The 26,674-nt window shown below is 60.1% G+C and carries 23 protein-coding genes; 14 read left to right on the plus strand and 9 right to left on the minus strand.

The window, feature by feature from the left end; translation table 11 throughout:
* Positions 1-82 precede the first annotated feature (82 nt).
* The 7 genes from D8U18_RS26070 to bioB all read right to left on the minus strand — a co-directional run bounded on the left by D8U18_RS26070 (position 83) and on the right by bioB (position 7,186).
* Positions 83-1,888, minus strand: coding sequence for a phenylacyl-CoA dehydrogenase (locus D8U18_RS26070; protein ID WP_131108957.1), 1,806 nt, complete (start codon positions 1,886-1,888; stop codon positions 83-85).
* A gap of 278 nt (positions 1,889-2,166) precedes the next feature.
* Complete coding sequence (locus D8U18_RS26075) at positions 2,167-2,463, minus strand: hypothetical protein (protein ID WP_056853569.1); 297 nt, start codon at positions 2,461-2,463, stop codon at positions 2,167-2,169.
* A gap of 107 nt (positions 2,464-2,570) precedes the next feature.
* Positions 2,571-3,251, minus strand: a complete 681-nt coding sequence (bioD, locus tag D8U18_RS26080; protein ID WP_130907965.1) for a dethiobiotin synthase — start codon at positions 3,249-3,251, stop codon at positions 2,571-2,573.
* Entirely contained in the window at positions 3,248-4,060 is an 813-nt protein-coding gene (gene bioC, locus D8U18_RS26085) for a malonyl-ACP O-methyltransferase BioC (RefSeq protein WP_131108959.1), read from the minus strand. Before bioC ends, bioD begins: the two co-directional genes overlap by 4 nt.
* Positions 4,053-4,784, minus strand: a complete 732-nt coding sequence (locus tag D8U18_RS26090; RefSeq protein WP_131108962.1) for an alpha/beta fold hydrolase — start codon at positions 4,782-4,784, stop codon at positions 4,053-4,055. The genes bioC and D8U18_RS26090 overlap by 8 nt, the downstream gene beginning before the upstream one ends.
* Positions 4,777-5,955 carry an 8-amino-7-oxononanoate synthase gene (gene bioF / locus D8U18_RS26095; RefSeq protein WP_130905983.1) on the minus strand — a complete coding sequence of 393 codons (1,179 nt, stop codon included), beginning with the start codon at positions 5,953-5,955 and terminating at the stop codon, positions 4,777-4,779. Before bioF ends, D8U18_RS26090 begins: the two co-directional genes overlap by 8 nt.
* Positions 5,956-6,130: 175 nt before the next feature.
* A complete protein-coding gene (gene bioB / locus D8U18_RS26105; RefSeq protein WP_056853574.1) occupies positions 6,131-7,186 on the minus strand; it encodes a biotin synthase BioB in 1,056 nt (351 codons plus the stop codon).
* Positions 7,187-7,277: 91 nt separating this feature from the next.
* Between bioB and D8U18_RS26110 the strand changes: the two genes are divergently transcribed.
* The 5 genes from D8U18_RS26110 to rarD all read left to right on the plus strand — a co-directional run bounded on the left by D8U18_RS26110 (position 7,278) and on the right by rarD (position 13,025).
* Positions 7,278-8,018 carry a ComF family protein gene (locus D8U18_RS26110; RefSeq protein WP_131108964.1) on the plus strand — a complete coding sequence of 247 codons (741 nt, stop codon included), beginning with the start codon at positions 7,278-7,280 and terminating at the stop codon, positions 8,016-8,018.
* 62 nt (positions 8,019-8,080) lie between these two features.
* Positions 8,081-8,845, plus strand: a complete 765-nt coding sequence (locus tag D8U18_RS26115; protein WP_130907960.1) for a TOBE domain-containing protein — start codon at positions 8,081-8,083, stop codon at positions 8,843-8,845.
* Positions 8,846-8,911: 66 nt separating this feature from the next.
* Positions 8,912-10,813 carry a PhoX family phosphatase gene (locus D8U18_RS26120; RefSeq protein ID WP_131108966.1) on the plus strand — a complete coding sequence of 634 codons (1,902 nt, stop codon included), beginning with the start codon at positions 8,912-8,914 and terminating at the stop codon, positions 10,811-10,813.
* Positions 10,814-11,008: 195 nt separating this feature from the next.
* Positions 11,009-11,983, plus strand: coding sequence for a serine/threonine protein kinase (locus D8U18_RS26125; protein ID WP_056853578.1), 975 nt, complete (start codon positions 11,009-11,011; stop codon positions 11,981-11,983).
* A 154-nt stretch (positions 11,984-12,137) separates the two neighbouring features.
* Complete coding sequence (gene rarD / locus D8U18_RS26130) at positions 12,138-13,025, plus strand: EamA family transporter RarD (protein WP_130930294.1); 888 nt, start codon at positions 12,138-12,140, stop codon at positions 13,023-13,025.
* 215 nt (positions 13,026-13,240) lie between these two features.
* Here the strand turns inward: rarD and D8U18_RS26135 are convergent, their stop codons facing one another.
* On the minus strand, positions 13,241-13,759 hold the full coding sequence (locus D8U18_RS26135; protein WP_056853580.1) for a glycine cleavage system protein R: 519 nt from the start codon (positions 13,757-13,759) through the stop codon (positions 13,241-13,243).
* A 567-nt stretch (positions 13,760-14,326) separates the two neighbouring features.
* Between D8U18_RS26135 and D8U18_RS26145 the strand changes: the two genes are divergently transcribed.
* A complete protein-coding gene (locus D8U18_RS26145; RefSeq protein WP_056853581.1) occupies positions 14,327-16,504 on the plus strand; it encodes a malate synthase G in 2,178 nt (725 codons plus the stop codon).
* Between the two features lie 160 nt (positions 16,505-16,664).
* On the opposite strand, the gene D8U18_RS26150 is transcribed toward D8U18_RS26145, so the two are convergent.
* Positions 16,665-17,111: a response regulator gene (locus tag D8U18_RS26150; protein ID WP_056853869.1), complete on the minus strand. Its 447-nt coding sequence runs from the start codon at positions 17,109-17,111 to the stop codon at positions 16,665-16,667.
* A gap of 254 nt (positions 17,112-17,365) precedes the next feature.
* Between D8U18_RS26150 and D8U18_RS26155 the strand changes: the two genes are divergently transcribed.
* From D8U18_RS26155 to D8U18_RS26190, 8 genes are all read left to right on the plus strand, one after another.
* Positions 17,366-19,306 (plus strand): putative nucleotidyltransferase substrate binding domain-containing protein, encoded by a 1,941-nt coding sequence (locus D8U18_RS26155; RefSeq protein ID WP_177435067.1) that lies wholly within the window; start codon positions 17,366-17,368, stop codon positions 19,304-19,306.
* Positions 19,307-19,316: 10 nt separating this feature from the next.
* Complete coding sequence (locus tag D8U18_RS26160) at positions 19,317-20,024, plus strand: 3'-5' exonuclease (RefSeq protein WP_131108968.1); 708 nt, start codon at positions 19,317-19,319, stop codon at positions 20,022-20,024.
* 242 nt (positions 20,025-20,266) lie between these two features.
* Entirely contained in the window at positions 20,267-20,785 is a 519-nt protein-coding gene (locus tag D8U18_RS26165) for an RNA polymerase sigma factor (protein ID WP_131108970.1), read from the plus strand.
* Positions 20,782-21,756 carry a FecR family protein gene (locus D8U18_RS26170; RefSeq protein WP_056853872.1) on the plus strand — a complete coding sequence of 325 codons (975 nt, stop codon included), beginning with the start codon at positions 20,782-20,784 and terminating at the stop codon, positions 21,754-21,756. Before D8U18_RS26165 ends, D8U18_RS26170 begins: the two co-directional genes overlap by 4 nt.
* A gap of 233 nt (positions 21,757-21,989) precedes the next feature.
* Positions 21,990-24,422 carry a TonB-dependent siderophore receptor gene (locus D8U18_RS26175; RefSeq protein WP_131108972.1) on the plus strand — a complete coding sequence of 811 codons (2,433 nt, stop codon included), beginning with the start codon at positions 21,990-21,992 and terminating at the stop codon, positions 24,420-24,422.
* A 72-nt stretch (positions 24,423-24,494) separates the two neighbouring features.
* On the plus strand, positions 24,495-25,625 hold the full coding sequence (locus D8U18_RS26180; protein ID WP_131108974.1) for a PepSY-associated TM helix domain-containing protein: 1,131 nt from the start codon (positions 24,495-24,497) through the stop codon (positions 25,623-25,625).
* Positions 25,622-25,801 carry a hypothetical protein gene (locus D8U18_RS26185; protein WP_056853874.1) on the plus strand — a complete coding sequence of 60 codons (180 nt, stop codon included), beginning with the start codon at positions 25,622-25,624 and terminating at the stop codon, positions 25,799-25,801. Before D8U18_RS26180 ends, D8U18_RS26185 begins: the two co-directional genes overlap by 4 nt.
* A 241-nt stretch (positions 25,802-26,042) precedes the next feature.
* The gene (locus D8U18_RS26190; RefSeq protein WP_056854369.1) at positions 26,043-26,672 is read left to right on the plus strand and encodes a glutathione S-transferase; all 630 of its coding nucleotides are present in this window, start codon (positions 26,043-26,045) and stop codon (positions 26,670-26,672) included.
* Positions 26,673-26,674 lie beyond the last annotated feature (2 nt).

The following is a 26,674-nucleotide window of genomic DNA, read 5'->3' on the forward strand; positions in this document are numbered from 1 at the left end:
AGAAGTCTCGTGGGCGCACGCCAATGCAAAAAAAACCGCTGATCCCGAAGGAACAGCGGTTTTTGTATAACTGCCTTAAGACTTAGTAGCCCAGGTCGAAGTTCTCTTCTTTCATGTCCATCAGGTTGTTGGCACCCGAGAGCATGGTTGCAACGTGAGTGCGGGTACGCGGCAGGATGCGCTGGAAGTAGAAACGCGCGGTCTGCAGCTTGGCGGTGTAGAACGCCTCTTCGGAAGTGCCGGCAGCCAGTTTTTCCGCAGCCAGGCGCGCCATGTCGGCCCAGAAGTAGGCCAGGCAGGCGTAACCGGAGTACATCAGGTAGTCCACGGAGGCCGCGCCGACTTCTTCGCGATCTTTCATGGCAGCCATACCGACCTTCATGGTCAGCTCGCCCCATTCCTTGTTCAGTGCAGCCAGCGGAGCGACGAACTCTTGAACCGCTTCGTTGCCTTCGTTGGTTTGGCAGAACTTGTGGACGATCTTGGTGAAGCCTTTCAGGGCTTCGCCTTGGGTCATCAGCACTTTACGACCCAGCAGGTCGAGGGCCTGGATACCGGTGGTGCCTTCGTACAGCATCGAAATGCGGCTGTCGCGAACGTTCTGCTCCATGCCCCACTCGGCGATGAAGCCGTGGCCGCCGTAGATCTGCACGCCGTGGTTGGCGGCTTCGAAACCGACTTCGGTCATGAACGCTTTGGCGATCGGGGTCATGAACGCCAGCAGCGCGTCGGCCTTCTTCTTCTCTTCTTCATCGACGCCGTATTTGACGATGTCGACCTGCTTCGCAGTGAAGTACACCATCGCGCGGTTGCCTTCGGCGAACGCCTTCATGGTCAACAGCATGCGGCGCACGTCAGGGTGGACGATGATCGGGTCAGCGGCTTTGTCCGGCGCTTTCGGGCCAGTCAGGGAGCGCATTTGCAGACGATCGCGAGCGTATTTCAGGCCGCCCTGGAAGCCGATTTCGGCGTGAGCCAGACCTTGCAGCGCGGTACCCAGACGTGCGGTGTTCATGAAGGTGAACATGCAGTTCAGGCCTTTGTTCGCCGGGCCGATCAGGTAACCGGTGGCCGCGTCGAAGTTCATCACGCAAGTGGCGTTGCCATGGATGCCCATCTTGTGTTCCAGGGAACCACAGGACACGGCGTTACGCGCACCGATCGAACCGTCTGCGTTCGGCAGGAATTTCGGCACGATGAACAGCGAGATGCCTTTGGTGCCAGCCGGAGCATCCGGCAGGCGGGCCAGCACGATGTGGACGATGTTGTCGGCCATGTCGTGTTCACCGGCCGAGATGAAGATCTTGGTGCCGGAGACTTTGTAGGAACCGTCGGCCTGAGGTTCGGCCTTGGTGCGCAGCATGCCCAGGTCGGTGCCACAGTGCGGTTCGGTCAGGCACATGGTGCCGGTCCACTCGCCGGAAACCAGTTTGGTCAGGTAGGCCTCTTGCTGCTCTGGGGTGCCGTGCTCGGAGATGGTGTTCATCGCACCGTGCGACAGGCCCGGGTACATGCCCCACGACCAGTTGGCCTCGCCAACCATTTCGCTGACAGCCAGACCCAGAGATTCCGGCAGGCCCTGGCCGCCGTGTTCTACGTCATGGGCCAGGCTTGGCCAGCCGCCTTCGACAAATTGCTTGTAGGCCTCTTTGAAGCCAGTCGGGGTCTTAACGCCGGACTCGCTCCAGGTGCAGCCTTCGGTATCACCCACACGGTTCAGCGGAGCCAGTACCTGCTCACAAAACTTGGCGCCTTCTTCGAGAATGGCGTCAACCATGTCCGGAGTTGCGTCCGCGCAAGCCGGAAGGCTCTGATAGTGCGCTTCGTAGCCGAGCAGTTCGTCACGAACGAAGCGAATATCACGCAAGGGGGCCTTGTAGTCAGGCATAGCGATAAACCTCTGCTGATGTAACCGGGAATGAACGACCGTGTTGATTTGTTGTGACGGTCAAACAGTTGTTTGAAACATACGTTTACGCCTAAATCTTGTCAAGCGTCGATCTTTTGCCGTTCGTCATCCCTTAAGGAAATAGCCGGCATACAGGCTGCGCAGCGCCGCCGCTACAGCAGCACGCCAGTGAAGGAAAGATTAGTTTAGGGAGAAGGACTTACGCAGAAAAACGCCGCGAAATATCGCGGCGTTGGCAGTGCTGATTCAGCAGGAGATCAGGCGAACGTATCGATCAACGTTCCAAGCACTTCATCGGATGCCTTGGCGACCTTGGCGCCCAGTTCAACCTGAAATTTGCCCTGAGACATCTCGACCATGTTGCTGGCCAGGTCCGATTGCTGACTGCGGTCGACAGAACGCAGGCGATCGACCTGGGCATCCGAGGACTGGCTGGTGACCGCACGTTCGATGGTGTTGTTGGCGATCTGGCCCGCGGCTTGATCGACACGGTTCTGCCCTGTCTGAATAGTGCTCAGACCGGCATAAAAAGCGCTGTTACCTGAGATTTCCATGGGAGAACTCGTCCTTGCAAAGGATTACCAACACACATTGAAGCAGACCTGCGCAGAAAACGCCCGACAAAAACCCTAATGGCACTGTGCCTTGTCATAGGCAAATTCTAGTCCAGCAGGTCCAGTTGGAGATGTTCCGCCACGGCTTCGGCCGTCACCAGCTTGAGCTTGGGCACCCGTCCCAGGCAAGGCGCCGGTATGCGCTCGGCCAGGGTCGCGAGGTTTTCCTCCAGGCGCGAAGTCTTCGGGTCGATGATGTTGGCCACCCAGCCCGCCAGTTGCAAACCGTCCCGGGCAATCGCTTCGGCCGTGAGCAGCGCATGGTTGATGCAGCCCAGGCGCACGCCGACCACCAGGATCACGGGCAGACCCAATGCCATCGCCAGATCCGACAGGTTGTCCTGATCCGCCAATGGCACGCGCCAGCCGCCAGCGCCTTCGATCAAGGTGAAATCGGCCTGCATATCGAGGATCTGCCGCATCGGCGTCGCCAGCGATTGCACGGTCAGCGCGATGCCCGCCTCGCGGGCGGCCAGGTGCGGGGCAATGGCCGGTTCCAGCGCCACCGGATTGACCTGGGGATAAGTCAACGGCAGCGAACATTCTGCCAACAATGCCAGCGCATCGGCGTTACGCAGCCCCTTGGGCGTCACGGTACAACCGGAGGCCACCGGTTTACCGGCTGCGGTGCTCAGGCCGGCAGTTCGAGCGGCATGCAACAGACCTGCGGCCACCGTGGTTTTGCCGACATCGGTGTCGGTACCGGTGATGAAATAGGCTGCGCTCATAAGGGTTTCTCCAAAACGGCGTACACCACTTGATAAGTCGCCGGCAGGCCCTCGGCCTGACGAAACTGCTCATAAGCCTCGACCAGCCCCAGTATCCGCGCCCGTCCCGTCAAACCGCCAGGGCGCCCGGGATTGAGGTTGTGCGCGCCCAGGGCCTTGAGTTCATGGGTCAGGCTGCGCACGTCCGGGTAATGCAATACATGCGCTCGGGTTTCCAGCGTGAGCGGCTGCAAGCCGCTGGCCGCACACAGCTGTTGATAAACAGCGAATTCGCGGAAGCGGTTGACATGCACCATGCCATCGACCTGACGCCAGCTGTCGCGTAACTCGTACAACGTACCCACGCACAGACTAGCAAATGCGAAAACACCGCCCGGCTTCAGTACGCGGTAAGCCTCGCTGAGTACTGAGGTGAAGTCCGCACACCACTGCACGGCCAGGCTGGAAAAGATCAGATCGCAAGTGGCATCGCGCAATGGCAGGCGCTCGGCGTCGCCCGCGATGAAATGCGCAGCACCGCCCAAGGGCCGGGCGTGATTGAGCATGCCCTCGGCGATGTCCAGCGCCACCCCGTGACCGAGCGGGAAACGCTCGTCCAATGCTCGACTGAAAAAACCGGTGCCACAGCCAAGGTCCAGCCATCGCTGCGGAGTGAACGACGCCGGTAACCGGCCCAGCAATTGATTGCCGACATCTCGCTGCAACTCGGCCACGCTGTCGTAGCTCGCCGCGGCGCGGGAAAAAGAAGCCGCAACCTGGCGTTTGTCGGGCAAGCCGCCGGGCAGGTTGGGAAGGGATAAATCAGTCATCGCCGGACTCATGCAAAAAGGCCTGGATCGCCCCCGCCACACCGTGGGGGTCTTCCAGAAGAAACGCGTGGCCGGCCTGTTCAATCAGACCGATTTCGATATCCGGGGTTAACGCGAACAGCTCGCCTGCCGCCTCAGCGGGAACCAGACCATCAAGGCCAGCAAACAAATGCAACTGCGGGCCGCGAAAAGCCTGCAAGGCGTGACGGGTATCGAGCTGCGCGAGCACTTCCAGACCGCTCAGCAACACCGAGGCCGTCGTATGTGGCGCCCCGCCGAGCAGCAGCCGCGACAAACCGCGCGGGTCTTCGGCACCTTGGGCGCAAAGCAGCGAAAAGCGTTTCAATGTCGTGCGCGGGTCCGCCCTGCAACCTGCCAGAAACGCATCGAAGGTTTCACCGGGCATCGCGCTCGGCCACTGGTCATGGGCGACAAAACAAGGATTGCTCGCCAGCGTCAGCAGACCACAACAACGATCACCACGACGCGCCGCCAATTCGGAGGCGAGCATGCCTCCCAGGGACCAGCCGCCAAGCCAGGCATCCTGGGGCAACATCGAGTCGAGTTCATCGAGCCATTCTTCAAGGTCGCTGGAAACCAGCTCCGGCAGTGGCTCGATTTCCACCCGCAGATGTTCATCCAGGCCTTGCAAGGCGGCCGCCAGCGGCTCCAGCGGCGAAACGCCAAGGCCCCAGCCAGGCAGCAGAATCAGTCGATCACGCATGGCTTGGCTCCGGTCCCAGTTGTTCGAAACAATCGGCCAGTCCTTCTAACAATAGCTGCACTTGCGACTCGCTATGGGCGGCGCTCAGGGTCACACGCAAACGGGCGCTGCCGGCGGGCACGGTCGGTGGACGAATGGCGGTCACCATCAGCCCGCGCTCGCGCAACATCTGCGACAAACGCACCGCCCTGGCGGTGTCGCCGATCATGATCGGCTGGATCGGTGTGAAACTGTCCATCAGCTGCAGGCCAATCTGCTCGGCGCCTTGACGGAACTGGCGGATCAGCGCTTGCAGATGCTCACGGCGCCAATGTTCGCTGCGCAACAGTTCAAGACTTTTGAGTGTGGCGCAGGCCAGTGCGGGCGGCTGGCTGGTGGTGTAAATGTAGGGGCGGGCAAACTGAATCAGGCTTTCGATCAGCTCTTCACTGCCGGCGACAAATGCCCCCGCCGTGCCGAATGCCTTGCCGAGGGTGCCGACCAGTACCGGCACTTCTTCCATGCTCAGGCCGAAATGCTCGACGATGCCGCCGCCATTGGCGCCTAGCGGACCGAAACCATGCGCATCATCGACCATCAACCATGCGCCCTTGGCCTTGGCTTGCCGGGCCAGCGCGGGCAGGTCGGCGATGTCGCCGTCCATGCTGAACACGCCATCGGTGACCACCAGGGTATTGCCGCTGGCTTTCTCAAGCCGAGTAGCCAGGCTCGCGGCATCGTTATGCAGGTAACGGCTGAACCGTGCGCCCGACAACAGTCCCGCGTCCAGTAATGAAGCATGGTTGAGTCGGTCTTCCAGCACCGTGTCCCCCTGCCCCACCAGCGCGGTCACCGCGCCAAGGTTGGCCATGTAACCGGTGGTGAACAGCAATGCGCGTGGGCGACCGGTCAGATCGGCGAGTGCTTCTTCCAGCGCGTGATGCGGGCCACTGTGGCCGATGACCAGGTGCGATGCTCCGCCGCCGACGCCCCATTTCAAGGCCCCGGCGCGCCAGGCTTCGATCACTTGCGGGTGATTGGCCAGGCCCAGGTAATCGTTGTTACAGAACGCCAGCAGCGGCTGGCCATCGACCACCACTTGCGGGCCTTGCGGGCTTTCGAGCAGCGGACGCTGGCGATAGAGGTTTTCGGCACGACGGGCAGCCAGGCGTGCGGCGAGATCGAAAGACATGCAGGCCTCGGGCAATCAAAGCACCAATATTAGGGTGAACACAGACCCTGTGGGAGCGGGCTTGCCCGCGATAGCGATCTTCCAGTCGACATCCTTTTTGAATGTGACTGCGCGATCGCGGGCAAGCCCGCTCCCACAGGGTTCAGCATTCCAGCCAATCAAAATTGCGAAGCGCTTAAACCGCCGCGTTATAGAACTGCTCGCTGCTCTTCTGCTCCACCAATGCCTGTTCGATCGCCGCCTGATGCACTTCGTCAGCGTGCTCTTCGCGGGCTTCCGGCAAGATGCCCAGACGCGAGAACAGCTGCATGTCTTTGTCGGCCTGCGGGTTGGCGGTGGTCAGCAGTTTTTCACCGTAGAAAATCGAGTTGGCGCCGGCGAAGAACGCCAGGGCCTGCATCTGCTCGTTCATCGCTTCGCGGCCGGCGGACAGGCGCACGTGGGATTGCGGCATCAGGATCCGCGCAACCGCGAGCATACGGATGAAGTCGAACGGGTCGATGTCCTCGGCGTTTTCCAGTGGTGTACCGGCGACTTTCACCAGCATGTTGATCGGCACCGATTCCGGATGCTCCGGCAGGTTGGCCAACTGGATCAGCAGGTTGGCGCGATCATCGAGGGACTCGCCCATGCCGAGGATGCCGCCCGAGCAGATCTTCATCCCTGAATCACGCACGTAGGCCAGGGTTTGCAGGCGCTCGCTGTAGGTGCGGGTGGTGATGATGCTGCCGTAGAACTCGGGGGATGTATCGAGGTTGTGGTTGTAGTAATCCAGACCGGCCTTGGCCAGCGCTTCGGTCTGTTCCTGATCGAGGCGACCCAGGGTCATGCAGGTTTCCAGACCCAGCGCTTTCACGCCTTCGACCATTTTCAATACGTAAGGCATGTCTTTGGCCGATGGATGTTTCCACGCGGCACCCATGCAAAAGCGGGTCGAGCCGATGGCTTTGGCGCGAGCGGCCTCTTCGAGGACCTTCTGCACTTCCATCAGTTTTTCTTTTTCCAGGCCGGTGTTGTAGTGACCAGACTGTGGACAATATTTGCAATCTTCCGGGCAGGCACCGGTCTTGATCGACAACAGGGTCGACACCTGGACGCGATTGGCGTCGAAATGCGCGCGGTGCACCGTCTGCGCCTGGAACAGCAGGTCATTGAAGGGTTGAACGAAGAGTGCTTTGACTTCGGCCAAAGTCCAGTCATGACGCAGGGTTGCAGTGGTGCTGGCGCTCATGGGCGTTTCCTTTGTTTTATGCTGGGCAAGCGACTGGGGACGGAATACCCACAGGCGCAACACGGATGTTCGGCATATTTAAGGAAGAGCAATGCGCTGTCAACCACGCTACGAAAGACAGGTTTACATCTGGTTAAAAAATAAACAAATTTGTTTGTTGTGTGATGAATTGGCCGATGGGGCCGCGCCCATCTGCATGGCCTGCGAAACCGACTTGCCCTGGCTCGGCGATCACTGCCTGAGTTGCGCACTGCCGTTGCCCGCGGCCGGCCTGACGTGCGGCCAATGCCTGAAACAGCCACCGGCCTTCGAAAAAGTCGTTGCGCCATGGACCTACAGTTTTCCAGTAGACAGCCTGATTACCCGTTTCAAGCACAGCGCGAAGTGGCCGTTTGGCCACTTGCTCGCCGAACTGCTCACCCAGGCGCTGCAACATCGTTTCGCCGATGATCTGCCGATTCCCGATGTATTGGTTCCGGTGCCACTGGCGCCCAAACGCTTGCGCCAACGCGGGTTCAATCAGGCGGCGATGCTCGCCCGCTGGTTAAGTGCTCACCTCGGCTTACCTTCCGACGAGCGGCTGCTGTCGAGGCCTCAAGACACCAGTGCCCAACAGGAATTGAATGCAGCGGCGCGCAAGAACAATTTGCGCCGCGCATTCGCTCTGGTGCCCGACGCATCGGTGAAGGGCCGTCACTTGGCTTTGGTGGACGACGTGCTGACAACCGGCGCCACTGCACAAGCATTGGCTCGTCTGCTGATGGACGCCGGTGCCGCACGGGTGGATGTCTATTGCCTGGCCCGCACGCCCAAACCAGGGGACGCTCCTTGACTTGACTCGTACGTCCTTAGCAGCCAACGTCCTTTCCATCGTCACAACCCAAAGCGTCTGCCATGTCCTTGCCCAGTTTGTTGTCCCAGCACATTGTCCGCCGTCCGCAGCGCATCGCCCTGCTGCAACACATAGCTGAACAGGGTTCGATCACCCGTGCCGCAAAAAGCGCGGGGCTGAGCTACAAGGCAGCCTGGGATGCCATCGATGAGCTGAACAACCTCGCGCAAAAACCGTTGGTGGAGCGCAGTGTCGGTGGCAAGGGCGGTGGCGGCGCCAAACTGTCCAGCGAGGGCGAGCGGGTATTGCGCCTGTATCAGAAATTGCAGGCGTTACAGGCTCAGGTGCTGGAAGCCGCTGAAGACGCCAGCGACCTGGACCTGCTCGGTCGCCTGATGTTGCGCACCAGTGCGCGCAACCAACTGCATGGTACGGTCGCCGCAATCGAGCCTCAGGGGCGAAACGACCTGATTCGCCTGGCAATGGCTGAACACCTGGTCATCGAAGCACAAATTACCCACGACAGTACCGAACGACTGGAGCTGCAAATCGGTACCGAAGTCGTCGCGTTGATCAAGGCCGGTTGGCTTGATCTGATGGCGATCGACTCTGGCGAAACGCCAGGCAACAATTGCTTGAACGGCATTATCGACAAGATCCTTGATGCAGACGACGGCCCCAGCGAAGTACGTATCTCCCTGCCCAACGGCTTGACCCTGTGTGCCTTGGCCGAACCCGGGCATTTGCAGTCCCAGGGACTTGGCAGCGGCAAGCCCGTGCGCGTCGAGTTTTCACCGTCCCGGGTTCTGCTGGGCACTCCTTTGTAAACGCGCTGCAACAAAACCTTCATCACTGATCACTAAGGTGACTGCAAAAACCGCAGGGAGCCTGATGTGAGCCTATTAGAAGACAACCAACCCACCGACCTCGAACAAATGGTCGGCCTCAGCCGTCGCGGATTCATCAGCGCGGGTGCCTTGTGCGGCGCCGCCATGTTCCTCGGTGGTAACTTGTTGAGCCGCAGCGTGCTGGCCGCCAGCGTCAGCGCCGGCAACAGCAAGCTGCTGGGGTTCGAGAGCATTCCCGCCGCCACCGCCGACAGCATCAGCCTGCCGCCAGGCTACAAATCTTCGGTGTTGATCAGTTGGGGCCAGCCCCTGCACAAAAACGGTCCGGCATTCGATCCGAGCGGCAATGGCAGCGCCGAGCAGCAGGAAGTCCAGTTCGGCGACAACAACGACGGCATGAGCCTGTTCGCCTTTCCCGGGGACGACCATCGCGCGCTGATGGCGATCAACAACGAATACACCAACTATCGCTACCTTTACCCCCAGGGCGGCATGCCGCAATCGGCGCAAGACGTGCGCAAAGCCCTGGCTTGCGAAGGCGTGTCGGTGATTGAAGTGCAACGCAAGGACGGCCACTGGCAATTCGTTCAGGATTCACGTTACAACCGACGCATCCATGGCAATTCACCGATCAGGCTGAGCGGCCCTGCCGCCGGACATGACTTGCTGAAAACCAGTGCCGATCCGCAGGGTAAAACCGTCCTCGGAACGTTCCAGAATTGCGCCAACGGCCAGACACCGTGGGGCACTTACCTGACCTGCGAAGAGAACTTCACCGATTGCTTCGGCAGCACCAATGCCGAACAGAAATTCGACGCCGCGCAGAAACGCTATGGCGCGGTGCTCTCCAGCAAAGAGATCAACTGGCATCAACACGATTCGCGTTTCGACCTGGCGAAAAATCCCAACGAACTCAACCGACATGGCTGGGTGGTCGAGATTGATCCGTTCGACCCGCAATCGACCCCGGTCAAGCGCACCGCGCTGGGGCGCTTCAAACACGAAAACGCCGCCCTCACACAAACCCGTGACGGGCATGCCGTGGTTTACATGGGCGACGATGAGCGCGGCGAATTCATCTACAAATTCGTCAGCCGCGACAAAATCAACCTCCAGAATCCCAAGGCCAACCGCGACCTGCTCGATCACGGCACCTTGTACGTGGCACGGTTCGACGCCGGTGACGGCAATGCCGATCATCCCAAAGGCCAGGGTGAATGGATCGAGTTGACCCACGGCAAGAACGGCATCGATGCCGGCAGTGGTTTTGCCGATCAAGCCGAGGTGTTGATCAATGTGCGTCTGGCGGCAAGCGTCGTGAAAGCCACGCGCATGGACCGCCCGGAATGGATCGTGGTCAGTCCCAAGGATGGCCAGGTCTACTGCACGCTGACCAACAACGCCAAACGCGGTGAGGACGGGCAACCGGTGGGCGGACCAAACCCGCGGGAGAAAAACGTCTACGGGCAAATCCTGCGCTGGCGCACCGATCGTGATGATCACGGTTCGAAAACCTTTGCCTGGGATCTTTTTGTGGTGGCCGGCAACCCGCAAGTACACGCGGGAACACCAAAGGGTGGCTCGTCGAACATCACCCCGCAGAACATGTTCAACAGCCCCGACGGTCTGGCGTTCGATGATGCCGGGCGGTTGTGGATTCAAACCGATGGCGATGCCAGCAACGCCGGAGATTTCGCCGGCATGGGCAACAACCAGATGCTCTGCGCCGATCCGGTGAGCGGGGAAATTCGTCGTTTCATGGTCGGACCGATTGGCTGTGAAGTGACGGGGATCAGTTTCTCACCCGATCAAAAAACCCTGTTTGTCGGAATCCAGCATCCGGGTGAAAACGGCGGTTCGACCTTCCCCGAGCATTTGCCCAATGGCAAGCCGCGGTCTTCGGTGATAGCGATCAGCCGGGAAGATGGCGGGATTGTCGGCGCCTGATTTGGATCGTCCGCCACTGATCGTTCCTACACTCTGCGTGGGAATGGCTCAACGGACGCTCCGCGTTCGGCTTTTGGGACGCAGGGCGTCCCTGGCTGCATTCCCACGCAGAGCGTGGGAACGATCCCCCTTGCAGCCCCGTCTGCGCTACCATGCCTGGCCGGACGCAGCAGCCTGCTGCGCGCAGGAGTCAGCATGGCCCACCCGTTTGAAACCCTCACCCCAGACCTCGTGCTCGATGCCGTCGAGAGCATCGGCTTCCTCAGCGACGCGCGCATCCTGGCGCTCAACAGCTACGAGAATCGTGTCTATCAAGTCGGCATCGAAGACTGCGAGCCGCTGATCGCCAAGTTCTATCGTCCGCAGCGCTGGAGCAACGAAGCGATTCTGGAGGAACACCAGTTCACCTTCGAACTTGCCGGGGTTGATGTACCCGTGGTTGCGCCGCTGATCCACAACGGTGAAACGCTGCACGAACACAAAGGCTTTCGCTTCACCCTGTTCCCTCGCCGCGGTGGTCGTGCGCCGGAGCCGGGCAACCTCGATCAGTTGTATCGCCTGGGGCAACTGCTCGGGCGCTTGCATGCAGTGGGTTCGACCAAGCCGTTCGAGCATCGCGAAGCCCTGGCAGTCAAGAACTTCGGCCATGACTCACTGGCAACCTTGCTCGAAGGCAATTTCATCCCGCGCAGTTTGCTCCCGGCCTACGAGTCCGTCGCCCGCGATCTGCTCAAGCGTGTGGAAGATGCCTACAGCAACACACCGCACCAGAACATCCGCATGCACGGCGACTGTCACCCCGGCAACATGATGTGCCGCGACGAAATGTTCCATATCGTCGATCTCGACGACTGTCGCATGGGGCCGGCGGTCCAGGACATCTGGATGATGCTGGCGGGTGATCGGCAGGATTGCCTGGGGCAACTGTCGGAATTGATGGACGGCTACAACGAATTCCACGACTTCGACCCGCGGGAGCTGGCGCTGATCGAACCTTTGCGTGCCCTGCGCCTGATGCACTACAGCGCCTGGCTTGCCCGCCGCTGGGACGACCCGGCCTTTCCGCGCAGTTTTCCGTGGTTCGGCAGCGAACGCTATTGGGGCGATCAGGTGTTGGCGTTGCGTGAGCAGTTGGCGGCGCTCAACGAAGAACCCCTGAAGTTGTTCTAACCCCTGTAGGAGCGAGGCTTGCCCGCGAAGAACGAAAACGCGGTACATCAGGCATATCACGTTAGCGTTCTTCGCGGGCAAGCCTCGCTCCTACACAATCCTCTACACATCTATACAATCCCTTCTTTGTTAGCTGCCTAAGCAAGGACTCTGCATGCAAGCCGCCAACCCGCGTCGAGGGTACATATTGGGCCTGAGTGCCTACATCATCTGGGGACTTTTCCCGCTCTACTTCAAAGCCATCGCCAGCGTTCCCGCCGTGGAGATCATCATCCACCGCGTGCTCTGGTCGGCGCTGTTTGGTGCCTTGCTGCTGATGGTCTGGAAGCACCCGGGCTGGTGGCGTGAGCTGCGTGATAATCCGAAGCGACTGGCGATCCTCGCCTTGAGCGGCACATTGATCGCGGCCAACTGGCTGACCTATGTCTGGTCGGTGAATAACGGGCGCATGCTCGAAGCCAGCCTTGGTTACTACATCAATCCGCTGGTGAACGTGCTGCTGGGCATGCTGATCCTCGGTGAACGGCTGCGTCGCATGCAATGGATTGCGGTGGGGCTGGCGGCCGTCGGCGTGGCGCAGCAGGTGTGGCAAGTCGGCAGTCTGCCGTGGGTGTCGTTGGTGTTGGCTCTGACCTTCGGTTTCTACGGGCTGATTCGCAAGCAGGCACCCGTCAAGGCCCTGCCCGGGCTGGTGGTGGAAACCTGGATGCTGGTGCCGATCGCCATTGCCTGGTTGTTGCTCAATCCGACCGCCAGCAGTGCTCAGGCCGAATTCTGGACGACCTCCGAGGCCTGGTGGTTGGTGGCGGCAGGTCCGGTGACGCTGGTACCGCTGGTGTGTTTCAACGCCGCCGCGCGGCATTTGCCCTACACCACACTGGGCTTCCTCCAGTACCTGGCGCCGACGTTGGTGTTGTTGCAGGCGGTACTGCTGTTTGACGAACACTTGTCGTCCAGCACCTTGGTGGCCTTCATGTTTATCTGGGCAGGCCTGGCCGTTTACAGCGTCGATGCGTGGCTCAGTTTGCGTCGCCGCGCCTGATCAAAAAACGTACAAACCTCCACAGGCCACGTATTCCGTGGCCTGCATCGTTCCTTCCCAAGGTTATCCACAGCGTGATCCCCGCCGTTTGTGCGCAAGTCACTGAAACTGCTGGTTTTTTGATCAGATCCTGAAAAGCCCCGGCCGGCGTGCCCTGGCGGGCTGTCTCTACAGGTTATCCACAGGCAGGTGCACGTTAAACTTGGATAACCGGGTCACGGTTCACTGCGCAGCACCAGTTCCACCATCAGATCATCCGCCAGGGTTTCCAGGCGTGATTGCAGCACGTCCAGAGAAAGGGTCAATGGCACCGCCAGAATCGCCTCGGCGTGGAACAACGGCTCGCTGCTCATCGGCGCTGGACGCACTTCCGTCACCAACCTTTCCAGGTTCACCCCCTGCTCGCTCAACAACCGGGTGATGTCTCGCACGATGCCGGGGCGATCATTGCCCACCAATTCCATGGCAATCGGCTTCCAGGTGCAGGACTGTTCGATGCCGCTTTCGGCGATCAACACGCGAATGCCCTGAGCGGACAATGCCTGTAGGGCATCGACTAATGCGTCGTAGGCTTCTGCCGGCACGCCCACCCGAAGAATCCCGGCGAATTGCCCGGCCATGCGCGACATGCGGCTTTCCAGCCAGTTGCCGCCCTGCTCGGCAATGCATTGGGCAATGCGCTCGACCTGCCCTGGCTTGTCCGGTGCAAAAACAGTGAGTACGAGGTGGTCCATGGCGCAGCCCTCTGGTCATGACTCTTGTTATAGAAAACCAAGTATAGGCAAGGGGCTGGAATCGGCTTGGCTGTGGCGAGGGAGCTTGCTCCCGCTCGACTGCGAGGCAGTCGTAAAAACGTTTGGGCTTGCTTCGCAAGCCAGCGGGAGCAAGCTCCCTCGCCACGGGAAACATAGCTCCATAGCCGCAAACCAAAGATTATGTGTACAACTTTTTATATTTAACTGGAACAATCTCATGGTTTTTTGAGAACATCCCGATCCCCGACGTGACTGCAATGCGTCATGGGGTCGCAGAACGACGTAATTAGTCTAATTTTCACAAGCGCAATTGATCATGTAGTATGCCGCAGCGCGCACTACATAACGTTGGATCGATGTCTGCCACAGCCGCAGCCACATCCCTGAAAGCCCCGTCAGCAAGGCCCTCAAGCCGTTGATCGGTCACCACCCAGCCGTCAGAAATGGCATGTACTGGTCGCAGGGTTTGTGGTTTAAATGGCCAGAGGCTTCATTGTTAAATTGAAGAGCTGAAAAGCGAAATAGCTGAGCAGAGTGAGGCAAGCAATGACTGAACACGTTCAAGTCGGTGGCCTGCAGGTCGCCAAAGTCCTGTTCGACTTCGTGAACAACGAAGCCATTCCCGGTACCGGCCTCACCGCCGATAAGTTCTGGGCCGGTGCCGACAAGGTCATTCATGACCTGGCGCCGAAGAACAAAGCCCTACTCGCCAAACGCGATGATTTCCAGGCGCGTATCGACGCCTGGCACCAGGAACGCGCCGGTCAGGCGCACGACGCCGTGGCCTACAAAGCCTTCCTGCAAGACATCGGTTATCTGCTGCCAGAAGCGGCCGATTTCCAGGCAACGACGCAAAACGTCGATGAAGAAATCGCCCGCATGGCCGGTCCACAACTCGTGGTCCCGGTGATGAACGCCCGCTTCGCTCTCAATGCTTCGAACGCCCGCTGGGGTTCGCTGTACGACGCGCTCTACGGCACCGACGCCATCAGCGAAGCTGACGGTGCGGAAAAAGGCAAAGGCTACAACAAGGTTCGTGGCGACAAGGTCATCGCCTTCGCCCGCGCTTTCCTCGACGAAGCGGCGCCACTGGCAGCCGGTTCCCACGTCGATTCCACCGCCTATAAAATCGTCGACGGCAAACTGGTCGTCGCGCTCAAGGGCGGCAGCAACAGCGGCCTGCGCAACGATGCGCAACTGATCGGTTTCCAGGGCGATGCTTCGGCACCGACCGCGATCCTGCTGAAAAACAACGGCCTGCATTTCGAAATCCAGGTCGACGCCAGCACTCCGGTTGGCCAGACCGATGCCGCCGGCGTCAAAGACATCCTGATGGAAGCCGCGCTGACCACCATCATGGACTGCGAAGACTCGGTTGCCGCCGTTGATGCCGATGACAAAGTGGTGATCTACCGCAACTGGCTCGGCTTGATGAAAGGCGACCTGTCGGAAGAAGTCGCCAAGGGTGGCAAGACGTTTACCCGCACCATGAACCCCGACCGCACCTACACCGGTGTCGACGGTAACGCGGTGAACCTGCACGGTCGCTCGTTGTTGTTCGTGCGCAACGTGGGTCACCTGATGACCATCGATGCGATCCTCGACAAAGATGGCAATGAAGTGCCGGAAGGTATTCTCGATGGCCTGGTGACCTGCCTGGCAGCGATGCACAACCTGAACGGCAACACCACGCGCAAGAACACCCGCACCGGCTCCATCTACATTGTGAAGCCGAAGATGCACGGCCCTGAAGAAGCGGCGTTCACCAACGAACTGTTCGGCCGCATCGAAGACGTACTGGGCCTGGCGCGCAATACCCTCAAGGTCGGGATCATGGACGAGGAACGCCGTACCACGGTCAACCTCAAGGCTTGCATCAAGGCTGCCAGCGAGCGCGTGGTGTTCATCAACACCGGTTTCCTCGACCGCACGGGCGACGAAATCCACACCTCCATGGAAGCCGGCCCGATGGTGCGCAAGGCCGACATGAAGGCGGAAAAATGGATCGGTGCCTACGAGAACTCCAACGTCGATATCGGTTTGAGCACCGGCCTGCAGGGTCGCGCACAGATCGGTAAAGGCATGTGGGCAATGCCTGACCTGATGGCAGCGATGCTCGAACAGAAAATCGCTCACCCACTGGCCGGCGCCAACACGGCCTGGGTCCCGTCGCCAACTGCCGCTGCCCTGCACGCGCTGCACTACCACAAGGTTGACGTGTTCGCCCGTCAGGCCGAACTGGCCAAGCGTGCTCACGCGTCGGTGGACGACATCCTGACCATCCCGCTGGCAGTGAATCCGCAGTGGACCGCCGAGCAAATCAAGAACGAACTGGACAACAACAGCCAGGGCATTCTCGGTTACGTCGTGCGCTGGATCGACCAGGGCGTTGGCTGTTCGAAAGTGCCGGACATCAACGATGTCGGCCTGATGGAAGACCGTGCCACGCTGCGTATTTCGAGCCAGCACATCGCCAACTGGCTGCGTCACGGCATCGTCACCGAAGAGCAAGTGATGGAAAGCCTCAAGCGCATGGCGCCGGTGGTTGACCGTCAGAACGCTGGTGATGCGCTGTACCGTCCATTGGCACCAGACTTCGACAGCAACATCGCCTTCCAGGCGGCGGTCGAGTTGGTGATCGAAGGCACCAGGCAGCCGAACGGCTACACCGAGCCGGTCCTGCACCGTCGTCGTCGCGAGTTCAAGGCTGCCAACGGCCTGTAACGAACGTTTACGCCGGACAAGAAAAGCCCTGATCTCTCGATCAGGGCTTTTTTTTGGGCATCACGGGCGCTGCCTTCACGGACAAGCCTCGCTCCTACAGGTCTTGCACGAAGCGCGGCTTGCCCGCGAAGACGATCAAACAAGCCAAACCCATCATCGGTCAGGGCTCCATCCCCAACTCATGCTTGACCAGCCCCAGCAATTTGCCGGTATCGATGGGCTTGAGCAAAAAATCCACCACGCTCAAATGCATGGCGGCGATGGCGTCTTTCACGTCGGCATCACCGGACACAATGATGATCGGCATCGCCGCCCGTACCGATTCACGGACCTGGCGGATCAGATCGAGGCCATCGACATTGCCCATCCGCAAATCGGTGATGATCAAACCAATCGCGGGTTTCTCTTCCAGCATTTTCAATGCTGTTTCGCCGCTCGCCGCGGTCAGGCAACGAATCCCGTCCAACCCGAGGATCTCTGACAGCAGCTCCCGGGCATCTTTATCGTCATCGACGATCAACACCCGTTGCGGCGGCAAGTCAGGTTCCTGCATGACTGCACTCAGCGCTTCACGCTCGGCGTCACTCAAAATATCGTGGTCGGACATGGCGTACTCTACATGTTCAATTCATTTCCCTAGCACAGTGGTGAGACATCGCTAAGCAGACCTTCAATGTGCACTTCGTCGGAATATTTTCCAATAGGGGTTAGGTAAGGTTTTTCTCACATTTAGGTAGGGTTTTTCAGACGCTACCTCACGTTTACGTCCTACCTAGACTTACGTCCAATGGGCACCCCGCTCGCAGGGGTCGACCATGGGTGAGTCATCCGACAACAACAACTCCAAAAAAGACTGCGGTAATGGTTATGAGTAAAGCGGACGCCTTCACACAGGCAGGGAAAACCGCGGTGTTGCAGAACATCCAGGGCACTCTGCAATTTCTTCAGCGATTCCCGCCTTTCAACCAGATGGAACACGCCCACCTGGCGTACCTGGTTGAACAATGTCAGCTGCGTTTTTATGCCCCCGGCGAAAGCATCATCAAGCCTGCCGAGGGCCCGGTTGAACATTTCTATATCGTCAAACAGGGCCGGGTCGTAGGCGAGCGCCCCCATTCAGCCAAGGGCGGTACCGAAACCACTTTCGAGATCACCACCGGCGAGTGTTTTCCCCTGGCGGCGTTGCTGGGAGAACGTGCGACGCGCACTGAACATCTGGCAGCCGAAGACACCTTTTGCCTACAGCTGAACAAACTCGCATTTATCAAGCTCTTCGCCATTTCCGGCACATTCCGTGACTTTGCCCTACGCGGCGTGAGCAGCCTGCTGGATCAGGTCAATCAGCAGGTCCAGCAGAAAGCCGTGGAAACCCTTGGCACGCAGTATTCGCTCAATACCCGTTTGGGTGAATTGGCCATGCGCCATCCGGTCATGTGCAGTCCGGCGACGCCCCTGCGCGAGGCCGTGACCCTGATGCACGAGCAGCAGGTGGGCAGCATTGTGGTGGTTGATGAACAGCAAGCGCCGCTGGGGATTTTCACCCTGCGCGACCTGCGGCACGTGGTGGCCAATGCTGCCGGTGATTTTGCCGAAGCCATCGAACGCCACATGACACCCTCGCCGTTTTACCTCACACCGGACCACAGCGCGTTCGACGCCGCGATCGCCATGACCGAGCGGCATATCGCCCATGTCTGCCTGGTCAAGGACCAACGCCTGTGTGGCGTGGTGTCCGAGCGCGATCTGTTTTCACTGCAGCGGGTCGACCTGGTGCACCTGGCGCGGACCATCCGCAACGCTCCGCGGGTGGAAAACCTGGTGGCCATGCGCGGCGAGATCGGCCAATTGGTCGAGCGCATGCTGGCCCACGGTGCGTCCTCGACCCAGATCACCCACATCATCACCCTGCTCAACGATCACACCGTGTGCCGGGTGATTGAACTGACCCTCGCCGAGAAAGGTGATCCGGGCGTCGCGTTCAGTTGGTTGTGTTTCGGCAGCGAAGGCCGTCGCGAGCAAACGCTGCACACCGACCAGGACAACGGCATTCTGTTCGAAGCCCGCGACGCAGCCCATGCTGCCGAAATCCGCGGCAAGTTGCTGCCCATCGCCCATCAGATCAACCAAAGCCTGGCGTTGTGCGGCTTCACCCTGTGCAAGGGCAACATCATGGCCGGTAACCCCGAACTGTGCTTGTCCCGTGTCGAGTGGGCGCGTCGCTTCGCCGCGTTCATCCGCGAGGCCACGCCGGAAAACCTGCTGGGTTCGAGTATCTATTTCGATCTGCGTGTGGTCTGGGGCAACGAGCAAGGTTGTGAGCAGTTGCGCCGCGGGATTCTCGACCAGGTCGCCGACAACCGCTTGTTCCAGCGCATGCTGGCCGAAAACGCGCTACGCAATCGCCCGCCTGTAGGGCGTTTCCGCGAGTTTGTACTGGCCCGAAAGAATGGCGAGAAAGCCACACTGGACTTGAAGATTCAGGGCCTGACGCCCTTCGTCGACGGGGCGCGACTGCTTGCCCTGGCCCATGGCATCGAAACCAACAACACCCTGGAGCGTTTTCGCCAACTGGTGGACAAAGAGATCATCGAGCCCCTGGACGGCGCGGCGTACGAAGAGGCCTATCACTTCATTCAGCAAACCCGCATGCAGCAACATCAGCTACAGACCCGGGAGAACCTGCCTTACTCCAACCGCGTCGATCCGGACAGTCTGAATCATCTGGACCGGCGGATCCTGCGTGAGTCCTTGCGTCAGGCGCAACGCCTGCAAAGCAGTCTGGCCCTGCGGTACCAATTATGAGCGATCAGCAATGAGTCTGTTTTCATGGTTGCGCCCGGGCGGCCCGAGCCTGTCCGGAGAATTGCAACAACGCCTGCAACGTTTGCCGGCGGTGAAAGAATTGAGCGAGTGCAGCCTGCGCGAACAACGCTGGGTGGTGCTCGACCTGGAAACCACCGGACTGAACCTGAACAAGGACCGCGTGCTGTCCATCGGTGCGGTGGTGATCGAAGACGGCGCGATCGGCTTCAGCCAGCAGTTCGAGCGCACCCTGCAATGCGCCGAAGTCAAACTCGGCCCCAGCGTGCTGATTCATGGGATCGGCCCCAGCGCGATTGCTGCCGGCAGCGATCCGGCCCACGCACTGCTCGATTTCATGGAGTTTGTCGGCGACAGTCCGGTGCTGGCTTTCCACGCGCCATTCGACCAGCACATGCTCGGCCGCGCACTGAAAGAACATCTGGGTTACAAGTTGCAGCACCTGTTTATGGATGTTGCGGATATCGCCCCGCTGGTCTGCCCGCAGGCGCACATTCGCGAGGCCGGGCTGGACGAGTGGATCGACTGGTTCAAACTCGAAGTGTTCGAACGTCACAACGCCAGCGCCGATGCGCTGGCCACGGCGGAACTGGCGTTGATCCTGTTCAGCCGTGCGCGACAGCAACAGATTCACAGTCCGTTGAATTTGCAGCAGCGGTTGAATCAGTGGAAACGACGGCAGCAAACCCCGTCTTTCTAAATTTTTTGGTCTGCTCTGGCGCCTTCGCGGGCAAGCCTCGCTCCTACAGAAATGTCGTTCAGGACGTTGACGAACGACACCATCTCTATAGGACCGAGGCTTGCCCGCGATGAACGAAGCCGCGGTCTTACAGCGAACAAGCATTTATCCCACCCGACCAGCGCCAATTGCGCACCCTTCTCGCCTCTGCCACAATCGCGAACAATTCTCGTTAGTTAACACTTCCCAAACGGTGATGCGGCGTGTCGTCAGTCCCAAGCCCTCAAAGTGAGCTCGTCGGTGCGTTATATCGCGACCATCGCGGTTGGCTATTGGCCTGGCTTCGTCGCAACGTCGCTTGCCCGCAACGAGCCGAAGACCTGAGTCAGGACACCTTCGTGCGTTTGCTCGGCCGTGAGGAACTCAAAGAGCCGCGCGAACCGCGGGCGTTTCTGGTGGCGATTGCCAAGGGCCTGCTGTTCGACTATTTCCGCCGCGCCGCGCTGGAACAGGCCTACCTCACCGAACTGATGCTGATCCCCGAAGCCGAGCAACCGTCGGTGGAAGAACAGCAAATGATCCTTGAAGACCTGAAAAACATCGATCGCCTGCTCGGCAAGCTGTCGAGCAAGGCTCGGGCGGCGTTTCTCTACAATCGTCTCGATGGCTTGAGCCACGCGCAAATCGCCGAACGCCTCGGCGTGTCGGTATCGCGTGTGCGCCAGTACCTGACCCAGGGCCTGCGTCAGTGTTACATCGCGCTGTACGGTGAGCCGACATGAACCCGCTCAGTTCCAAGCCAGTGTCGGCGCAGGTGCTCGATGCCGCCATTGCCTGGCAGCTGTCGCTGGATTCCGGTAATCCGGTGGAGCGCGAAGCGTTCAGCAAATGGCACGCCGCCCACGAAGAACATGCGCGTGCATGGCGCCAATTGGGCATGCTCGACCAACGCTTCAGCGTCGCCAGCGGCCCGGCCCGCACTGCCTTGCTGCAATCGCGCGAAGGTATTCGCCGACGGGTACGCAAGCTCGGCAGCGGTCTGGCCAGCGTCGTAGCGGTGATCGGTCTGGCATTGTTTGCCGGTGAGCGGTATCTGCCGGTCGGTTACTGGTTGGCCGACCAACGCACCGCGACCGGTGAACAGCGCACCCTTCGCCTGGCCGACGGCACGCTGATCAACCTCAACACCCACAGTGCCGTGGACGTGCGCTTCGATGAGAAGCAGCGCCGGGTGGTACTCCAGGAAGGGGAAATCCTCGTTGAGACCGGCCATGGTGATGCCCGCCCGTTTATCGTCGAAACCCGCGAAGGCAGCATGCGCGCATTGGGCACACGGTTTCTGGTCAAGCGCGAAGAAGCAGGCACGCGCCTGAGCGTCTTGCAGTCGGCGGTGGCCGTTCATCCGCAATCGAGCGCTGACGAACAGATTTTGCGCGAAGGCCAGCAAGTACTGATTCGTAATGATGGCTTGGGATCGGTGGCTGCACTCAACCTCGGCGCAGATGCCTGGACCCGCGGCATGCTGGTGGTGGATAACGCGCGATTGGAAGACCTGGTGCATGAACTCGGCCGTTATCGCCGCGGGTATTTGGGCGTGACGCCGCAAGTAGCGGACCTGCGGATCACCGGCAGCTTCCCGCTGCATGACACGGACCTGGCCCTGAACGCGCTGTTACCGACGTTACCAGTGCAGATTGAACAGCACACGCAATGGTGGGTGACGGTGGCGGCCAAGGCCGATGCCAAACCCTGAGAGGTGCTGTTTCTGGCATTCGGCCTTCGCGGGCAAGCCTCGCTCCTACCAGGTCGAGTCGTTTATTGAATGTGGGAACAATACAAAACTGTAGGAGCGAGGCTTGCCCGCGAAGAGGCCGTCAGACTTACAGTGATTATTGAATCGAAATTATTTTCATCCAGCCCTATCACTTTTTGATTTTCGTTCGGCACCTAGGCAATTGAGAAGTATTCCCTTTCAGGAGCCGCTGTATGTCCCGTTCGCTAGACACCTTGTTGCGCCCCAGTTTGCTGGCGGTCGCCATCGCCCTTTGCACCCCTTTGGCCAGCAGTCAACTGGTCGCCGCTGAACAGGCGTCCAGCGTTCGCGCCTACAACCTGCCGGCCGCGCCATTGGCCAACACCCTGAACCAGATCGCCAGCCAGGCGGGCCTCGCCCTGTCGCTGAGCCCATCGCTGGCGGCGGGCAAGACGTCGGCTCCGGTCACCGGCCAATTCGATGCTGCCGGCGCTTTGCGTGAAGCACTGCGGGGCACGGGTTTGCAATTGGAACAAAGCGCCACCGGCAGCTACACACTGGTGGCGGTGCCCGAAGGTGTGATGTCGCTGCCGGCCACCAGCGTGATCGGCGTCGAAGCTGATCCTGAAAACGCGTGGGGGCCGGTGCAGGGTTATCTGGCCAAGCGCACGGCTGCCGGCACCAAGACCGACACCGCACTGGTCGAGGTGCCGCGTTCGATTTCCGTGGCAACCCGTGAGCAGATGGACGACCGTAACGTACAGAGTCTCGACGACGCCGTGCGCTACATGCCAGGCATCACCGCCAGCAGCTATGGCAGCGACACCCGCGCCGACTGGTTGCGAGTGCGCGGTTTCGAACCGACCCAGTTCCTCGATGGCCTGCCGCTGCCAAAAGGCGTGTATGCCAACCCGAAACAGGAAACCTGGAACCTCGACCGCCTTGCCCTGCTGCGCGGCCCAGCCTCGTCGATCTATGGTCAGACGCCGCCGGGCGGCCTGCTCGATATGGTCAGTCGCCGTCCCAGTGCTGAGTCGAGCAGCGAAGTCCAGCTGCAATACGGCAGCGACAATCATCGCCAGATCAATTTTGCCAGCACCGGCAAGATCGACGATGAAGGGCAATTCCTCTACGGTCTGAGCGGCGTAGTGCGCGACAGCGGAACCCAGATCGACCACGTCGACAACAAGCGCTACAACATTGCGCCAAGCCTGACCTGGAACATCGACGAAGACACCCGGTTCACACTGCTCACGCAATTCACCCGTGACGATACCGGCATCACCAGCCAGTTCCTGCCGATCCAGGGCACCAAAATCAACATGCCGTTCGGCGATGTTTCCCACCACAAGAACCTGGGCGACCCGGATTGGGAATACTACGACCGCACTTACTACGCGCTGGGCTATGCCTTCGAACATCGCCTCAACGATGTCTGGCAATTCCGTCAGAACCTGCGCTACACAAAATCTGACTTGTCCTTCCAGGGCATCACCGTCGGCGCGTACCCGTTCACTCAGGTCGACAATGAAGGCAACGTCGGCCGCTCGACCACCAGCGTCGACGAGGACATCAGCCAGTTCGCCGTGGACAACAACTTCCAGGCCGACTTCGCCACTGGCGATGTCAGTCACACCGTGTTGATTGGTTTCGATCACCAGCGCAGCAACACCAACTACACCTCGATTTTCGGCAGCGCACCGCCGACCAACGTGAACAACCCGGTGCGTGGCGTGGAAATCGTCCGTCCGCCACGCTCCAGCGCGTTCTACGACTACGACCAGAAAACCTATCAGACCGGTCTGTATGTCCAGGACCAGATGGCCCTCGACCAATGGCGCCTGACACTGGGCGGTCGTGAAGACTGGGTTCACACCGGCACCAAGTTCTTCAACAAGGGCGATGCCACAAATACTGAGCGCGACACCAACTTCAGCGGTAACGCAGCGATCAGCTACGTGTTCGACAACGGTTTTGTTCCGTACCTGTCGTACGCCGAGTCGTTCCAGCCAACCAGCAATGCCACGGCCTCGCCCACCGATTCGTTCAAACCGACCGAAGGCGAGCAGTGGGAACTGGGCATCAAGTACCAGCCGCCGGGCAGCGATACATTACTCAGTGCAGCGATCTACGACCTGACCCAGAAGAACGTGTCTGTCACCACCACCAACTCGGACAACGTTTCGATCACCAGCCAGACCGGTGAAGTAAAGGTCAAGGGACTGGAGCTGGAAGCCGTTTCCGATGTGACGGAGAACCTCAAGGTCATCGCCGCGTACACCCTGGCAAAATCCGAAGTGCAAAAAGGTGATTTCAAAGGCAATCGCCTGCAACTGATGCCAAACCAGCAGGCTTCGCTGTGGGCCGATTACACCTGGCACAACGGCGTGCTCGATGGTTTCGGCGTGGGCGGTGGCGTTCGCTACACCGGCAACACCTACGGCGACCAGGCCAACACCGAACTGGGCAAGGCCGATGCCTACACCGTGTTCGACGCAGCTGTTCACTACGACCTCGGCCGTCTGGACAACAGCTTGAAAGGCGCCTCGCTGGCGCTGAACGCGACCAACCTGTTCGACAAGGACTACATCTCGACTTGCGACAGTTTCTACTGCTACTACGGCGACCAGCGCAGCGTCGTCGCCAGTGCCACCTACAAGTGGTAAAGCGTTGATCTGACATGCCCTATGACCAGGCCGTCCTTAATGGGCGGCTTCGGTTTTTTCAAAGGCCAAGAAATGAAAAGCAAAACAATCCGCCGCTGGTCCTTTATCCACACCTGGTCCAGCCTGATTTGCACCGTGTTCCTGCTGATGCTGGCATTGACCGGCCTGCCCTTGATCTTCCATCACGAGATCGACCATCTGCTGGGCGATGCCCCAGAGTTGCAGGTCATGCCGGCGGACACCCCCCACCTGAATTTGCAGCAGTTGGTACAGGCGGCCGAGAAGCATCGCCCCGGCGAGGTCATGCAATATTTCGGTTTCGAGGATGACGAGCCCAATGCCGCCATCGCGATCATGGCTGCCACCGCCGGCACCGAGCCGAACTCATCCCATACCTTCATGCTCGATGCCCGTACCGGCGAAGCGCTGGAGATGCCATCGGCCAATGGCGGCTTCATGATGGTCATGTTGCGCCTGCACGTGGACATGTTTGCCGGCCTGCCGGGCAAATTGTTGCTGGCGTTCATGGGGTTGCTGTTCGTTGTCGCGATCGTTTCGGGCACCGTGCTGTACCTGCCGTTCATGCGTCGCTTGAAATTCGCCACCGTGCGCCACGACAAATCCACCCGCCTGCGCTGGCTCGACCTGCATAACCTGATCGGCGTGGTGACGCTGACCTGGGCACTGGTGGTCGGAGTAACCGGCGTGATCAGCGCCTGTGCCGACCTGCTGATCGCCGCGTGGCGCAACGACAGCCTGAGTGCGATGGTCGCGCCGTACCGCGACGCGCCACCGCTGACGCACCTGGCACCGGCCACTCAATTGCTCGATATCGCCAGGGAAGTTGCGCCAGGCATGCAACCCGACTTCATCGCCTTTCCCGGCACACGGTTCTCCAGTGAGCACCATTACACCGTGTTCATGAAGGGCAGCACGCATTTGACCTCGCACTTGCTGACGCCGGTACTGATCGACGCCAGCACTTTGCAAGTCACCGCTGTGGCTGAACGTCCGTGGTACATGGACGCCATGGGCATGTCGCAGCCGTTGCACTTCGGTGACTACGGCGGCATGCCGATGCAAATTCTCTGGGCGACCCTGGATGTGCTGACCATCATTGTTCTCGGCAGTGGGGTTTACCTGTGGGTGGTCCGGCGCAAGGCTGCCAACCCTGTGCTGGAAAAAGCGGAGAGCGCGGCATGAGGCCTCGGCAGTCGAGTTTCTGGAAGGTATTTGCCACGCCCACGGTCATTGCGCTTTTCAGCGCGGCGGGATTGTTTGCCGCGTTGCTGGGGGATGGCGTCTGGGATTCGCTGAGCTGGCTGGGGCTCGGCATTCCTGCCGTCCTCGGCCTGCGGGGCTTGCTGCAACACCGCTGAACGTTGGAGCACGGCTTGCCGGCGATGGCGCCCGCAAGATCGCCATCGCGAGCATGCTTTGCTCCTACAGTCATCATCGGATGGCATGACACAAAACCTGTAGGAGCACGGCTTGCCGACGATGGCGCCGCAAGATCGCCATCGCGAGCAAGCTGGCTCCCACCCGGTTCGAGTCATGACGTTTGAGCTGTGTGCTCAACACGCTATGCTGCCCGTCACCGCCCCCGATCGAGACGCTGCCATGTCCGCCCCGAGCATGACCCTGTACCACAATCCGCTTTCGCCCTTCGTTCGCAAAGTCATGGTGCTGCTGCACGAAACCGGTCAACAGAATCGAGTGGCCCTGCAAAACTGCGTGCTCACCCCGGTCGACCCGGATCTGGCGCTGATCGACGACAACCCTTTGAGCAAAATCCCCGCCCTGCGTTTGGCCGACGGCAACGTCATCCATGACAGCCGGGTGATCCTCGACTACCTCGACCACCAGCACGTCGGCAACCCGCTGATCCCTCGCGAAGGTTCCGCCCGCTGGCGGCGCCTGACCCTCGCGTCGCTGGCCGACGGGATCATGGATGCCGCCGTGCTGGTGCGCTACGAAGTCGCCCTGCGCCCCGCTGAAAAACACTGGGCCGCCTACCTCGACGGCCAGCGCGACAAAATCCGCCGTGCTCTGGCGCTGCTGGAAAAAGACGCGATTGCCGAGCTGACCAGCCATTTCGACGTGGCGGCAATCAGTGTGGCATGTGCCTTGGGTTACGTGGACTTGCGCCATCCTGATCTGGACTGGCGCACGGCCAATCCACAATTGGCCGCGTGGTATTTCGAGGTGAGCCAGCGGCCTTCGATGATTGCGACGATGCCGAAGGTTTAGCC

It is taken from the genome of Pseudomonas sp. Sample_10, from assembly GCF_004321495.1.
In the GTDB taxonomy this organism is placed as follows: Bacteria; Pseudomonadota; Gammaproteobacteria; order Pseudomonadales; family Pseudomonadaceae; genus Aquipseudomonas.

Excerpts from the sequence above, each read along its gene's own strand:
- bioB (WP_056853574.1), bottom strand. The coding sequence starts at position 7,186 with ATGAGCGCCAGCACCACTGCAACCCTGCGTCATGACTGGACTTTGGCC.
- D8U18_RS26115 (WP_130907960.1), top strand. The coding sequence starts at position 8,081 with ATGTCCTTGCCCAGTTTGTTGTCCCAGCACATTGTCCGCCGTCCGCAG.
- D8U18_RS26180 (WP_131108974.1), top strand. The coding sequence starts at position 24,495 with ATGAAAAGCAAAACAATCCGCCGCTGGTCCTTTATCCACACCTGGTCC.
- D8U18_RS26150 (WP_056853869.1), bottom strand. The coding sequence starts at position 17,111 with ATGTCCGACCACGATATTTTGAGTGACGCCGAGCGTGAAGCGCTGAGT.
- D8U18_RS26160 (WP_131108968.1), top strand. The coding sequence starts at position 19,317 with ATGAGTCTGTTTTCATGGTTGCGCCCGGGCGGCCCGAGCCTGTCCGGA.
- D8U18_RS26185 (WP_056853874.1), top strand. The coding sequence starts at position 25,622 with ATGAGGCCTCGGCAGTCGAGTTTCTGGAAGGTATTTGCCACGCCCACG.
- D8U18_RS26070 (WP_131108957.1), bottom strand. The coding sequence starts at position 1,888 with ATGCCTGACTACAAGGCCCCCTTGCGTGATATTCGCTTCGTTCGTGAC.
- D8U18_RS26175 (WP_131108972.1), top strand. The coding sequence starts at position 21,990 with ATGTCCCGTTCGCTAGACACCTTGTTGCGCCCCAGTTTGCTGGCGGTC.
- D8U18_RS26145 (WP_056853581.1), top strand. The coding sequence starts at position 14,327 with ATGACTGAACACGTTCAAGTCGGTGGCCTGCAGGTCGCCAAAGTCCTG.
- D8U18_RS26170 (WP_056853872.1), top strand. The coding sequence starts at position 20,782 with ATGAACCCGCTCAGTTCCAAGCCAGTGTCGGCGCAGGTGCTCGATGCC.
- bioD (WP_130907965.1), bottom strand. The coding sequence starts at position 3,251 with ATGAGCGCAGCCTATTTCATCACCGGTACCGACACCGATGTCGGCAAA.
- bioF (WP_130905983.1), bottom strand. The coding sequence starts at position 5,955 with ATGTCTTTCGATCTCGCCGCACGCCTGGCTGCCCGTCGTGCCGAAAAC.
- D8U18_RS26190 (WP_056854369.1), top strand. The coding sequence starts at position 26,043 with ATGTCCGCCCCGAGCATGACCCTGTACCACAATCCGCTTTCGCCCTTC.
- D8U18_RS26110 (WP_131108964.1), top strand. The coding sequence starts at position 7,278 with ATGCGCTGTCAACCACGCTACGAAAGACAGGTTTACATCTGGTTAAAA.
- D8U18_RS26135 (WP_056853580.1), bottom strand. The coding sequence starts at position 13,759 with ATGGACCACCTCGTACTCACTGTTTTTGCACCGGACAAGCCAGGGCAG.
- D8U18_RS26090 (WP_131108962.1), bottom strand. The coding sequence starts at position 4,784 with ATGCGTGATCGACTGATTCTGCTGCCTGGCTGGGGCCTTGGCGTTTCG.
- rarD (WP_130930294.1), top strand. The coding sequence starts at position 12,138 with ATGCAAGCCGCCAACCCGCGTCGAGGGTACATATTGGGCCTGAGTGCC.
- D8U18_RS26125 (WP_056853578.1), top strand. The coding sequence starts at position 11,009 with ATGGCCCACCCGTTTGAAACCCTCACCCCAGACCTCGTGCTCGATGCC.
- D8U18_RS26155 (WP_177435067.1), top strand. The coding sequence starts at position 17,366 with ATGGTTATGAGTAAAGCGGACGCCTTCACACAGGCAGGGAAAACCGCG.
- bioC (WP_131108959.1), bottom strand. The coding sequence starts at position 4,060 with ATGACTGATTTATCCCTTCCCAACCTGCCCGGCGGCTTGCCCGACAAA.
- D8U18_RS26075 (WP_056853569.1), bottom strand. The coding sequence starts at position 2,463 with ATGGAAATCTCAGGTAACAGCGCTTTTTATGCCGGTCTGAGCACTATT.